The 12,886-nt window shown below is 66.0% G+C and carries 9 protein-coding genes; 7 read left to right on the top strand and 2 right to left on the bottom strand.

Annotated features, from left to right (window positions below; genetic code table 11):
• Positions 1–5: 5 nt before the first annotated feature.
• The 7 genes from CW360_RS15745 to CW360_RS15715 all read left to right on the top strand — a co-directional run bounded on the left by CW360_RS15745 (position 6) and on the right by CW360_RS15715 (position 7,872).
• Positions 6–1,148, top strand: a complete 1,143-nt coding sequence (locus tag CW360_RS15745; RefSeq protein ID WP_101194342.1) for a sialidase family protein — start codon at positions 6–8, stop codon at positions 1,146–1,148.
• Positions 1,145–1,618, top strand: coding sequence for a TlpA family protein disulfide reductase (locus tag CW360_RS15740; protein WP_101194341.1), 474 nt, complete (start codon positions 1,145–1,147; stop codon positions 1,616–1,618). Before CW360_RS15745 ends, CW360_RS15740 begins: the two co-directional genes overlap by 4 nt.
• Positions 1,619–1,846: 228 nt before the next feature.
• Entirely contained in the window at positions 1,847–3,469 is a 1,623-nt protein-coding gene (locus CW360_RS15735) for a methyl-accepting chemotaxis protein (protein ID WP_101194340.1), read from the top strand.
• Positions 3,470–3,494: 25 nt separating this feature from the next.
• Complete coding sequence (locus CW360_RS15730; protein WP_101194339.1) at positions 3,495–4,649, top strand: porin family protein; 1,155 nt, start codon at positions 3,495–3,497, stop codon at positions 4,647–4,649.
• An 11-nt stretch (positions 4,650–4,660) separates the two neighbouring features.
• A complete protein-coding gene (locus tag CW360_RS15725) occupies positions 4,661–5,065 on the top strand; it encodes a type 2 periplasmic-binding domain-containing protein (protein ID WP_093984739.1) in 405 nt (134 codons plus the stop codon).
• 162 nt (positions 5,066–5,227) lie between these two features.
• Positions 5,228–7,165 (top strand): putative nucleotidyltransferase substrate binding domain-containing protein, encoded by a 1,938-nt coding sequence (locus CW360_RS15720; protein WP_101194338.1) that lies wholly within the window; start codon positions 5,228–5,230, stop codon positions 7,163–7,165.
• Positions 7,162–7,872 carry a 3'-5' exonuclease gene (locus CW360_RS15715; protein WP_101194337.1) on the top strand — a complete coding sequence of 237 codons (711 nt, stop codon included), beginning with the start codon at positions 7,162–7,164 and terminating at the stop codon, positions 7,870–7,872. The genes CW360_RS15720 and CW360_RS15715 overlap by 4 nt, the downstream gene beginning before the upstream one ends.
• Here CW360_RS15715 and CW360_RS15710 read toward each other — a convergent pair.
• Together CW360_RS15710 and CW360_RS15705 are read right to left on the bottom strand one after the other, a co-directional pair.
• Positions 7,869–11,147: a carboxyl transferase domain-containing protein gene (locus tag CW360_RS15710; protein WP_101194336.1), complete on the bottom strand. Its 3,279-nt coding sequence runs from the start codon at positions 11,145–11,147 to the stop codon at positions 7,869–7,871. The two genes, CW360_RS15715 and CW360_RS15710, sit on opposite strands and share 4 nt — an antisense overlap.
• Positions 11,144–12,835 carry an AMP-binding protein gene (locus tag CW360_RS15705; protein ID WP_101194335.1) on the bottom strand — a complete coding sequence of 564 codons (1,692 nt, stop codon included), beginning with the start codon at positions 12,833–12,835 and terminating at the stop codon, positions 11,144–11,146. Before CW360_RS15705 ends, CW360_RS15710 begins: the two co-directional genes overlap by 4 nt.
• Positions 12,836–12,886: the final 51 nt, after the last annotated feature.

The raw sequence follows: 12,886 nt of genomic DNA, 5'->3' as shown, positions 1-12,886 counted from the left end.
TCGTCATGTTGAAAACGTTTTGTCGCTGGCTGGCCCCTGGCCTGCTCAGCGCGATCCCCCTGCTGGCCGCGGCCATGGGCAACCCGCAGCCCGGACTGGGTGTCGGCCTGGCCGCCGGCAGCGATGGTGCACTGTATGCCGCACGGGTTCGCGACGGGCATGTGCAGATCCTGCGCAGCAACGACCTCGGTCAGCACTGGCAGGCACACAGCCAGGTCAACAGCCAGGCCGAAGCGATTGCCGATGACGCCGAGAACGCCCCGCAACTGTCCGTATCCGCGCAGGGCGCGCTGTATGTCAGCTGGTCGCGGCGGTTTGCCGAACGCTTTACCGGCGATATCCGCTTCGCCCGCGCCGAGAATGGCCGCGACTTCAGCGCACCGCGCACGGTGCATCGCGACCAGCGTCTCACCGGACACAGCTTCGTGCGCCAGCATCTGGACCGCAACGGACGCCTCTGGCTGGTGTGGATCGACGGCCGCGAGCGCCTCGACAACCCTGCCTACCAGGGCTCGGCGCTGTATGCCAGCCACTCGGATGATGGCGGCCGGCAGTTCGTCGCCGAGTACAAACTGGTCGACCACAGCTGCCAGTGCTGCCGCCTGGCGCTCGCCGAACGCGCCGATGGCAGCCTGCTGCTGTTCTGGCGCCAGCTGTTCGAGCAGGGCCAGCGTGATCACGCGCTACTGCCACTGGGCCGCGAGCGGCCAGGCGAGCTGCGCCGCGCCACCTTCGACGGCTGGCAAGTGGATGCCTGTCCGCACCACGGCCCGGCCCTGGCCGAAGACAGCCAGGGCCGGCTGCATGCGCTGTGGTTCAGTCCGCACGGCGAACAGGGGCCGCTGTTCTACGGCCAGCTGGCCGACGGCCAGGTGCTCGGCCAGCGCAGCCTCGGTGGCCCGCGCGCCGGACACGGCGCAGTGGCCAGCCTCGGCCAGCGCGTAGTCCTGCTGTGGAAAGAGTTTGACGGCCAGCGTACCCAGCTGCTCGCGGAAATTTCCGAGGATGGCGGCGAACACTTTCGCCGCGTACCCCTGGCCAGCAGCCAGGGCCCGTCCGACCACCCACGCCTGCTCCGGGTCGGCAACCAGCTGCTGCCGGTCTGGCACAGCACCGATCACGGCCTCAAGGGGTACCCATTGCCATGATGTCGCGTCTTTTTCCTGCCGGCCTGCTGCTCGCTCTGTGCAACCTGCCGCTGCTCGCCGCCCCGCGCGTCGACACCCTCGACCGCCAGCAGGCGGCCGCACTGGTCGAGGCCAGTCAGTATCAGCAACCCACGCTGATCGCCCTGTGGTCGCTGGAGTGCGGCTACTGCAAGCAGAACCTCGCCCACTTCCGCCAAGCCCAGCAGGCCTACCCGCAGTTACGGCTGATCACCGTGGCCAGCGAGCCGCGGCTTGCCGAGCATGCCGCACTGCTGGCCAGCCATGGCCTGGACGGGCAGCACTACGCCTATGCCGACGAGGCTCCCGAGGCCATGGCCTACGCCCTCGACCCACGCTGGCGCGGCGAATTGCCACGCACCCTGCTGTTCGACGGACACGGCGGACAACAGGCGCTCTCCGGCGTACTGGATATGCAGCGAATCACACAACTGCTGGAGCTTGCCGATTAGCCCAAGGTACCCGCACCACCACCTTGACTGCCCCATGAAGGGGCAGTCGCTTGCACTTTCGTAGCAAAAAGGCCCAAAAAAAAGGCATACCCAGGGGAGTTGGGCTATAGCAATAGGCACGATTCAGGCTACGATGGGCATGTCCATGGCAGGCGAGAAAGGTTAGGGAATGACCCTGAACGACCTTTTAGTCACCTGAAGGCCCGTCGTCCCTTTGCGAGCACTGCCATGCTGAAGAACCTCTCCCTGTCGCTGAAGCTGACCCTGCTACCGGCCATTGCCCTGCTCGGCCTGTTGCTTTTCGTGGTCTACACCGCGCTGCAACTGTCGCACAACGACCAACGCCTGCTGGCCCTGGAAAGCACCAGTTACCCGACGCTGGAGCGGGCCGACGCGGCGATCTTCCAGTTCTCGCGCCTTCCCGCACTGCTCAACAGTGCCGTGGCCGCGGGCGAGCTGACCACACTGGACGAGGCGCGCGGCGTGCTCAAGGAAATCGCCAGCCTGCATGACAGCCTCAAGCCGTTGACCCAGGATGACGCACAGCTCAGCAAGGGGCTACAGGACTGGCAGGCCGCCGTAAAACGCTACGCCGACAATGCCCTGGCCGCCTCGGAGCAACTGATTGCCGGCAGTGCCGATTTCGAAGACCTGCGCCCCAACCTGGATCGCATGTCCAGCGACCTGCAAGCGGCCCAACGCGTTGCCGAGCAGTTCCGCCAGCAGGCTCTGGAGAACTTCCAACATACCCTGGCCCAGGCCCGCGAAGGCAATGCCAGCACAACTCGCACCGGCATCATACTGGCCGTGCTGCTGGTGCTGGTGGTCAGCGCCGGTGCTCTGCTGGTGATCCGCGGCATCATGGCCAACGTACATGGGGTCATCGCCTCACTGCGCGCCATTGCCCAGGGCGATGGCGACCTGACTCGCCGTGTGACCGTCGAGGCACATGACGAAATCGGCGCCATGATCGAACTGTTCAATGGCTTCCTCGACAAGCTGCAGGGCACCATCCGGCAGATCATCGACGCCGCGGCACCGCTCGGCAACGTATCCAAGGAGCTCTACCAGCTGACCCAGGAAGCCCAGGGCAATTCACGCTCGCAGCAGGGCCATACCGAATCCATCGGGCGTGATATCCAGACCATGACCGGCAGCATCCAGGAAGTCGCGCAGCGCTCGCAGCAGGCTTCCGAACAGGCCGGCGCGGCCAGCCGCCAAGCCAGCAGCGCACGCGACAATATCGGCAGCCTGTCGAGCAGCATCAACGACCTGGGCAACAGCGTGATGGGCGCCGTACAGGCCATGGAGCAGCTGGAAGAAGAAACCCAGCAGGTTGGCTCGGTACTCACCGTAATCCGCAGCATCGCCGAACAGACCAATCTGCTGGCGCTCAACGCGGCCATCGAGGCAGCGCGTGCCGGCGAGCAGGGTCGTGGCTTCGCCGTGGTGGCTGACGAGGTACGCAACCTCGCGCAGAAAACTGCCGCATCGACGGCGGAAATTCAGCAAATCATCCAGCGCCTGCAGAACAGCGCCAACAACGTGCTCAACGTAATGACCAGCAATGGCGAGAAAGCCCGCCATAGCATCGAACGTTCGGCGCAAGCCACCGAGCTACTGGAAGCCATCGCCCAGGCCGTCAGTCAGATCAATGAACTGAATGCCGGGATTGCCCAGTTCACCCATGAGCAGATCGGCCTGTCCGCGTCGATCCAGCAAGACACCCAAGTGTTGCAGCAGGATGCCCAAGCAACCGCCCATGGCGCCGAAGCCACCGCACGCCTTGGTGAGCAGTTGGTCAACACCGGAGATCACCTGCGCGCGGCAACGGCGCAATTTCGCGTTTAACCTGAAACACAGGAGCATGACCCCCATGATGAAAATGAAACTGCTGCCGCTGGCTATCTGCCTGGCCAGCGCACCGGTATTCGCCCTGGAGCAGGGCGAGTATCGCCTCAACTACTTCGGCAGCGTCGGCATCACCCACCTCGGCGGCGAAGATCAGGGCCGCAGCTATGGCGTGAGCGGACAAACCACCGATTCCTGGCGCGGCGACCAGCTGTCCAAGTTCGGTGCCCAGCTCAACTATGGCCTGACCGATACCCTTGGCGTAACCCTGCAGGCTACCGCCAAACCGCTGCAGGACGAGTGGCAGGCCAACCTGGAGTGGGCCTACCTGTCCTGGCAGGCCAACGACCAGCTGATGGTGCGTGCCGGCCGCCTGCGCAGCCCGGTGTACATGTATTCGGAAAGCCTCGATGTCGGCTTCAGCTACCCCTGGCTGCGCCTGCCTGATGAAGTCTACAGCCAGGTCCAGCTGAGCAACTACGAAGGGGCCGACGTCGTCTACACCCTGCCGCTGTCCTACGGCTCGGTGACCTTCCAGGTCGCCGCCGGCCAGGCCAAGAACCGCGATTACTTCGCCTATGACGACCTGTTCAGCATCGACTACGGCAAGCTGTTTGGCGCTAACGTCAGCCTGGCTACCAACGATTACGGGACCTTCCGGGTTGGCTATGTCGAGGCGGACATCTCCACCACCATCGATGGCGTGGTCAACGCCTCCGGCACCCCTACCTACCTGCAACTGCTTGAGCTGAAGAAAGACAAGGGCAAGTTCACGTCGATCGGCTACCAGTACGACAACGGTACCTGGCTGACCGCCAACGAGTGGACCACCCGCGTCACCGAAAATGACAACAATGCCAGCATCGACTCGTTTTACCTGATGGGTGGCCGCCGCTTCGGCGACTTCCTGGCCCACGTCACCTATGCCCAGCTCGACGAGAACGAAGGCCGGCAGAACTCCTGGACCCTGGGTCTGAACTACAACATCGCCCCCACCGTGGTGCTGAAGACCGAGTACAAGCGCGTCGACACCAGCGGCGGCTACGATGGCGTGTTCGTGCGCGGCAAGCAGGAGCTGTTCGAGAACGAAGCTTTCGAGCGCAGCGGCGGCCTGGCCGGCGTACCGGCCCGCAACTACGACGGCGACATCATCTCCGTCGGCGTCGACTTCGTATTCTGAGGAGCCAGTCCATGAAGCAGTCCGTTCGTCTCCTCAGCGCCGCTCTGGGCCTGGCCCTGGCCGGCCTGGCCCAGGCCGAAGTCGCGGTCATCGTCAACCCGGGCGCCGCCAAGGCACCCTCCCAGGCCGAAGTCGCCAACATCTTCCTGGGCAAGGACAAGTCCATGAAGGGTTATGACCAGGCTGGCTGGAATGCCACCAAGGAAGCCTTCTACACCAAGGTCACCAGCAAGAACGAAGCCCAGTTGAAGTCCTACTGGTCGGGCCTGGTGTTCACCGGCAAGGGCCAGCCGCTGCCCAGTGTCGGCGGTGATGCCGACGTCGTTGCCAAGGTCGCCGGCGAAGCCGATGCCATCGGTTACGTCGACGCCGCTGCGGTCAACGACTCGGTCAAGGTGCTGTTCACCCTGCCCTGAGCAGCGTCCTGGCGTGTCCCAAGGCCGATGCTTGCATCGGCCTTTTTCATGGGCGCTGTACCCGCAGCCCGCACCGTGCTCGACCGACTAGACTTAGGTGTAATGGCCCGCCGGGCACGACGGATTGAGCATAGTGACAAACAGCAGCGGGAGATGCACTGCATGAGCAAGACGGATGCGTTTGCCGAAGCCGGCCGGCAGGCCGTGCTGCAGAATATCCAGGGCACCCTGGAGTTCCTGCAGAAATTCCCGCCCTTCAATCAGATGGATGTCGCCCACCTCGGCTACCTGGTAGAACACTGCCAGCTGCGCTTTTATGCCGCCGGGGACTCCATCATCAAGCCCAGCGACGGCACCGTGGAGCACTTCTACATCGTCAAGCAGGGCCGCGTGCATGGCGAACGCCCGCATACCGCCAAGCGCGGTACGGAGACCACCTTCGAGATCACCACCGGCGAATGTTTCCCGCTGGCCGCGCTGATTGGCGAACGTGCCACCCGCACCGAGCACCTGGCTGCCGAAGACACCTTCTGCCTGCTGCTGGGCAAACCGGCCTTCATCAAACTGTTCGCCAGCTCCAATCCCTTTCGCGACTTTGCCCTGCGCGGCGTCAGCAGCCTGCTCGACCAGGTCAACCAGCAGGTGCAGCTGCGCGCGGCGGAAAGTCTCGGCGCACAGTACTCGCTGGAAACCAGCCTCGCCGAGCTGGCCATGCGCCAGCCGCTGACCTGCAGCCCCGAGCAGCCGCTACAGGAGGCCGTGCGTCTGATGCACGAACAGCAAGTCGGCAGCATCGTCATCGTCGACGCCGTGCAACATCCGCTGGGCATCTTTACCTTGCGCGACCTGCGTAGCGCCATCGCACGCAGCGGTATCGACCTGCAGCAGCCAATCAGCCAGCTGATGACCGCCAACCCCTTCCACCTGCCACCGCAGGCCAGCGCCTTCGACGCGGCCATCGCGATGACCGAGCGACACATTGCCCACGTCTGCCTGGTACAGGACGGGCAGTTGTGCGGCGTGGTCTCCGAACGCGATCTGTTCTCCCTGCAACGGGTCGATCTGGTGCACCTGGCACGCACCATCCGCCATGCCGGGCGCATCGAAACCCTCGCCGCACTGCGCAGCGACATCCGCCAACTGGTCGACCGCATGCTCGCCCATGGCGCCAGCTCGGCGCAGATCACCCACCTGATCACCCTGCTCAACGACCACACGGTCTGCCGGGTCATCGAGCTGTGCATCGAGGAACAGGGTGACCCCGGCCTGCCGTTCAGCTGGCTGGTGTTCGGCAGCGAGGGGCGCCGCGAACAGACCCTGCACACCGACCAGGACAACGGCATCCTCTTCGAAACGCCAGAAGGGGAAACGCCCGAAGCGATCCGCCAGCGCCTGCTGCCACTCGCCCAACGCATCAACCAGGCCCTCGCGCAATGCGACTTCAGCTTGTGCAAGGGCAACATCATGGCCGGCAACCCCGAGCTGTGCCTGTCGCGTCAGGAGTGGAGCCAGCGTTTCGCACGCTTTGTCGATGCCGCCACCCCGGAAAACCTGCTGGCCTCCAGCATCTACTTTGACCTGCGCGTGGTCTGGGGGCCGGAACAAGGCTGCCAGCAACTGCGCCATGAGCTACTCCAGCGGGTTGGCGACAACAGCCTGTTCCAGCGCATGCTGGCCGAGAACGCGCTGCGCCAGAAACCACCGCTCGGCGGCCTGTTCCGCGACTTCAGCGTGGCGCGCAAGGGGGCGGAAAAGGACACCCTGGACCTCAAGGTGCAGGGCCTCACCCCTTTCGTCGACGGTGCCCGCCTGCTCGCCCTGGCCCATGGCGTAGAGGCCATCAGCACCCTCGAGCGCCTGCGCCAGCTGACCCAGCGCGGCATCATCGAGGCGCAGGACGGCGCAGCCTATGAGGAGGCCTATCACTACATCCAGCTGATCCGCATGCAGCACCACCAGGCCCAGGCGCGTGCCGCTCAGGCGTACTCCAACCGCATCGACCCGGACGACCTCAACCATCTGGACAGGCGCATCCTGCGCGAATCCTTTCGCCAGGCACAACGCCTGCAAAGCAGCCTGGCCTTGCGCTACCAGCTATGAAACAGTTCTTCGACTGGCTCAGCGGGCGCCAGGGCGCCGACCTCGACGAGCAGCAGCGTGCCCGCCGCGACGCCCTGCCGCCAGCCCAGGCGGCTGATCGGCGGCCTCTGCGCGAGCAGCGCCTGGTGGTACTGGATCTGGAAACCACCGGGCTGAATACCCAGCGCGACCAGGTACTGTCGATCGGCGCGGTGGTCATCGAAGATGGCGCCATCGACCTCGGTTGCCAGTACGCCAGCACCCTGCAACAGGACCACAAGGTCAGCGAAAGCATCCTCATCCATGGCCTGGCACCCAGCACCATCGCCGCCGGCCTGCAGCCCTGCGAGGCGCTGCTGGACTTCATGGAGTTCCTCGGCGACAGCCCCGTACTGGGCTTCCATGCGCCCTTCGACCAGCGCATGCTGGCCCGCGCCCTCAAACAAAGCCTGGGCTACACGTTGCGCCATCACTTTATCGACTTGGCCGAGCTGGCGCCCATCCTCTGCCCGCAGGCACAAGTGGGGCGTGGCGGTCTGGACGACTGGATCAGCCATTTCGGCCTGCAGGTCCTGCAACGCCACACTGCCAGCGCCGACGCGCTGGTCACCGCCGAACTGGCGCTGATCCTGTTCAGCAAGGCGCGCCAGCAAGGCTGGGACAACCTGCTGGAGCTGGAAACGCAGATCGCCAGCCGGCGCCGGCGCCAGCGTGCCTATTCGCTCTAGAAGGTATCCACGCAGGGCCGCTTCTTGCCGGTACGCACGGTCGGCTGACCGGCTGCCTGCAGACCACGGCGCAACCAGGCGCGGGTTTCCGCCGGGTCGATCACCGCATCGATCTCCAGGTAACTGGCCATGTTCAGTCCTTTGCCGTTTGCGTAGGCCTTGGCCACCAGCGTGTCGAACAGTGCCTGTTGTGCCGCGGCGTCTGGCTGAGCCGCCAGTTCCTTGGCAAAGCCCAAACGCACCGCGCCTTCCAGGCCCATGGCGCCGAATTCGCCACTGGGCCAGGCGATGGTGAACAGCGGCGAGTGGAAGCTGCCGGCGGCCATGGCCTGCGCGCCCAAACCGTAGCCCTTGCGCAGCACCACAGTGAAGAACGGCACGCTGAGGCTGGCGGCGGCGACGAACATGCGCGCGACATGGCGCACCGTGCCCTGTTGCTCCGCCTCCGGACCGACCATGAAGCCGGGCGTATCGCAGAGGGACAGGATCGGCAGGTCATGGGCATCGCACAGCTGCATGAAGCGCGCGGCCTTGTCGCCGGCCAATGCGTCGATGGCCCCGCCCAGGTGCGCGGGGTTGTTGGCGATCAGGCCGAATGGCTGCCCTTCGATGCGGATCAGCGCGGTAATCAGCCCCGGGGCGAACTGGCGGCGCAGCTCCAGCAGCGAGTCGCGATCGGCCAGCAGCTCGATCACCCGGCGGATGTCGTAGACGCGCAGGCGGTTTTCCGGGATCACCTGGCGCAGCTCGCGCTGGTCGGCGCACGCCCAGTCGGCCAGCGGCCCCTGGAAGTAGGACAAGTACTGCTTGGCTACAGCGACGGCTTCAGCCTCGTCGGCCACCCGCACATCGATCACCCCGTTGGGCCCCTGCACCGACACCGGCCCCACCTCCTCGGGCCTGAAACTGCCGAGGCCGCCACCTTCGATCATCGCCGGACCGGCCATGCCGATACTGGCGTTATCCGTGGCGATGATCACGTCGCAACAGCCCAGCAATGCGGCATTACCGGCAAAGCAGCGCCCGGAAGCGATGCCCACCGTAGGCACCAACCCCGACAGGCGGGCCATGGCCACGAAGGTGTGGCAGTCCAGCCCGGCCACGCCGACGAAGTCGCTATCACCCGGGCGACCGCCGCCGCCCTCGGCAAACAGCACCAACGGCAGGCGCCACTGTTCGGCCAGTTGCAGCATGCGGTCGGTCTTCTTGTGGTTGATCACCCCCTGGGTGCCGGCAAACACCGTGTAGTCGTAGGCTAGGGCCATGCAGCGCGCCCTGTGCGTGCCGAACTGGGCGGCGTTGATCGTGCCGATGCCAGCGACCAGACCGTCGGCCGGGCTGAGCTCCATGAGTTCCTCGGCCGAACGCCGGCGACGTTGTGCGGCCAGGGCCAGGGCGCCGTATTCGCTGAAGCTGCCGTCATCCAGCAGATCGGCGAGGTTCTCGCGCGCCGTGCGCTGGCCGGTCTTGCGCCGCTTGGCCACGGCTTGCGGGCGGCGTTGGTCGGTGAGACGCGCGTGGCGCTCGAGCACCTCCGCCAGGTCGGCGCGGATATGCGTCAGGTCCAGGCTCTGTTCGCTGAGGCCTTGCTCGGCGGCCACCTCGGCCGGCTCAAGGAACAACAGTACCTGGCCTTCGGCCAGGGCATCGCCCGGCTGGGCGGCCAAGGCGCGGACGATGCCGCTATGGCTGGCACGCACCTCAAACTCCATCTTCATCGCTTCCAGCACGGCGACGATCTGGCCGACAGCCACCGCATCGCCCTCGGCCACCTCAAAGCACACCAGCACGCCGCTGCTCGACGTGTTCAGCGGCTGGCTACCAGGCGGCGCGTCGACCGCCCGCGGGCCGGCCGTGGCCGGTGCCTGGCCGGCGGCGAAATAGTGGTGGGCGTGCGCCTCGGGCTGGGCAGCGAGCAGCTCGTCCAGGCGGCTCTCGACAAAACGCGTGCTGACCTGATTGCCCTGCACCTCGGGCAGACGCAGCAGGTTTTGCAATAGATGCAGGTTGCTCGCCACGCCGTCCAGGCGGAACTCGCACAGCGCGCGGTAGGCGCGGCGCAGGGCGGCCGGGTAGTCGGGCGCAGTGGCGATCAGCTTGGCCAGCAGCGAGTCGTAGCTGGGGCTGACCGGGTAACCGGCGTAGCCGTAGCCGTCCACGCGCAGACCAGGGCCGCTGGGTGGCTGGTAAGCGCTGAGGGTGCCGACAGCCGGGCGCGTGCTGCCGTCGGGGTGCAGGGTTTCCAGGTTGATGCGTAGCTGCACGGCACAACCCTGCACGGCCGGCGGCTGGCGCAGGCCCAGCTGGTCGAGGGAAGCGCCGGCCAGCAAGCGGATTTGCGCATGCAGCAGGTCGACGCCGGTGACCTGCTCGGTCACCGTATGCTCCACCTGTACCCGTGGGTTGGCTTCCATAAAGTAGAACGTGCCGGGCTGACGCTCATCGAGGAGAAACTCGAAGGTGCCAATACCTCGGTAGTTCAGCGCGCCGGCCAGCTGCAGGGCGCAGTCGATGATCGCCTTACGCAGCTCGGCATCGAGGTCGGGGCTGGGGGCGATTTCCAGCAGTTTCTGGTTGCGCCGCTGCAGGCTGCAGTCACGTTCCCACAGATGGCTGACCGTGCTGCCGTCGCCGAGCACCTGCACCTCGATATGCCGCGCCTGGCCTACCAATTGCTCGACATACAGGGCGCCGTTGCCGAACGCCGCCTGCGCCTCCGACTGGCAGCGCGCATAGGCCGCGTCCAGCTCGGCCGGCTCGAAGACCGCACGCATGCCACGCCCGCCGCCGCCGGCCAGCGCCTTGAGCATCACCGCACCATGCTCGGCGAGAAAGGCCTGCGCCTCGCTGAGGGTCACCGCACGGTTGATGCCGCCAACCAGCGGTACGCCGCAGCGTTCGGCCAACGCGCGGGCGGCGGCCTTGTCGCCGAACAGTTCGAGCACCTCCGGCGGCGGACCGATAAAGGTCAGGCCGGCAGCCTGGCAGCGCCTGGCGAACTCGGCGTTCTCGGCGAGAAAGCCGTAGCCGGGATGGATCGCCTCGCAACCCTGGGCACGGGCCACGTCGATCAGCTGCTGCATGTCCAGGTAGGCCGCTACGCCACGCCCGCGCAGCGGCACGGCGAGATCGGCCTGACGCGTATGCAGGCTGGCGCTGTCGTCTTCGGCGAATACCGCCACCGAGCGAATGCCCAGGTCGGCGCAGGCGCGGGCGATACGAATGGCGATCTCGCCGCGGTTCGCAATCAGCATGGCTTGAAAGGGCGCACTCACAGCAGACTCTCCAGTTCGTTCTTCTTCACCTTGCCAGTGGCGGTCATCGGCAGCGCCGCGACCACGCGGATTTCCGGCACCTTGTAGCTGGCCATGGCCTCCCTGCACCACGCGGTCAGGGTCTCGGCATCTTCGCTGCGGCCGGGCTTGAGCACGACGAAGGCCACCGGCTGTTGGCCGCGCAGCGCGTCAGGGCGGCCGATCACCGCGCTGGCCAGCAGGGCCGGGTGCTGGCCAAGCAGGGCCTCCAGCTCGCTGGGGAACACGCTCATGCCGTTGACCTTGAGCATTTCCTTGCGCCGGCCGAGGTAGCGGATGAAACCCTGCGTGGTGATCTGGCCGAGGTCGCCGGTGTGCAGCCAGCCTTCCCTCAGCGCGGCGGCGGATTCTTCCGGGCGTTGCCAGTAGCCGTGCATCAGCGCCGGGCTGCGCAGGCACAGCTCGCCTTCGCTGCCCAACGGCAGCAGCTCGCCCGTGGTGAAGTCGCAGACCTTGAACTGGGTGCCGGGCACCGGCAGACCGACGAAGGTCGGCGCGCTGGTGAGGTCGAAGTCGGCGTCCTGCAGGCCCCAGGTAAAGGTGTCGCAGGTGTGGGTTTCGGTCATGCCAAAGCTGAACTCGAACAGCGTGCAACCGGTCAGTGCGCGCCAGCGCGCGCGGTAGTCGCGGGTCAGTTTCTTGATGAAGGAAATGCTGCCGGTGCGCTGTAGCGAGCGCAGGTCGTAGTCAGCCACCTGCGGGTGGTCGAGCACCTCGGCGGCACTGTCGACCAGCAGGCCGCAGTGGCTGACCCGGTAGTGCTGCACCGCGGCCATGAAGGCCGTGGCATCCCAGCGTGCCAGCAACACCAGGCGGCAACCGGCGAATACCGGGAACAGCAGGCCGGCGTTTTCCCCGGCGATCCAGAATTCCGGGAGGAAATTCAGCAATACGCTATCGGCCTGCAAGTGCATGGCCGTCGGCACAAAGCTGGCGCAGGTGTAGAGCATGTCGCGATGGCTATGCATGCAGCCCTTGGGCAGGCCGGTGGTGCCGCCGGTGTAGTTCAGCGCGGCGAGATCATCCAGCTGCACACGGTGCGTCGGTGCTGCTGCCGTGCAGGCGGCCAGCGCCGCGTAGAAGTCGAGAAAGTCATCGCCGCTGACTTTCGCTGCCAGCAGCAGGTCGGGTACGGGAATGCTCGGCTGCGCCGGGCGCAGTTCGCTGAGGCTGGTGGCCAGCACATGGCGCAGCGCGCAGTCCTCGCGCACCGCACGCACCACCGGCAGCAGCTGATCGAAACAGAGAATGACCCGGGCGCCGCTGTCCTTGAGCTGATAACTCAGCTCCAGCGCCTTGCTCAGCGGACTGACCGGCGCATACACCGCGCCACACTTGAGCAGCCCGTAAAAGGCGATGTGCAGCTGCGGGCAGTTGGGCATGAACAGGGCGACGCGGTCACCCGGCTGCACGCCCAGCTCGACCAGTAGCGCCGCGCAGCGCTCGGAGAGGTGGTCCAGCTCGGCCCAGCTCAGGCTGTACCCGTAGAAGTCCAGGGCGATGGCCTCGGGCTGCTGGCGCGCCCAGGTGCGCAGGTAGTCGCAGAGCGGCTGCTCACCTAACGGGTAATGCACCTGACGCGGCACCCCGGCCGGCCAGTGAGCCTGCTGGAGCTGGTCGAGTTGGGCAAGGTAGGTCTGTTCGTCCATGGCAAGGGCTCCGCCTGTTGTTGTTTGCCGCCATGCTAGGCAGCCAGGCGC

It is taken from the genome of Pseudomonas fluvialis (assembly GCF_002835605.1).
GTDB lineage: Bacteria > Pseudomonadota > Gammaproteobacteria > Pseudomonadales > Pseudomonadaceae > Aquipseudomonas > Aquipseudomonas fluvialis.
This window is presented reverse-complemented; position numbering and strand designations above follow the sequence as displayed.

Coding starts and splice junctions, on each gene's coding strand:
- CW360_RS15745 (WP_101194342.1), top strand. CDS start 6: ATGTTGAAAACGTTTTGTCGCTGGCTGGCCCCTGGCCTGCTCAGCGCG.
- CW360_RS15740 (WP_101194341.1), top strand. CDS start 1,145: ATGATGTCGCGTCTTTTTCCTGCCGGCCTGCTGCTCGCTCTGTGCAAC.
- CW360_RS15735 (WP_101194340.1), top strand. CDS start 1,847: ATGCTGAAGAACCTCTCCCTGTCGCTGAAGCTGACCCTGCTACCGGCC.
- CW360_RS15730 (WP_101194339.1), top strand. CDS start 3,495: ATGATGAAAATGAAACTGCTGCCGCTGGCTATCTGCCTGGCCAGCGCA.
- CW360_RS15725 (WP_093984739.1), top strand. CDS start 4,661: ATGAAGCAGTCCGTTCGTCTCCTCAGCGCCGCTCTGGGCCTGGCCCTG.
- CW360_RS15720 (WP_101194338.1), top strand. CDS start 5,228: ATGAGCAAGACGGATGCGTTTGCCGAAGCCGGCCGGCAGGCCGTGCTG.
- CW360_RS15715 (WP_101194337.1), top strand. CDS start 7,162: ATGAAACAGTTCTTCGACTGGCTCAGCGGGCGCCAGGGCGCCGACCTC.
- CW360_RS15705 (WP_101194335.1), bottom strand. CDS start 12,835: ATGGACGAACAGACCTACCTTGCCCAACTCGACCAGCTCCAGCAGGCT.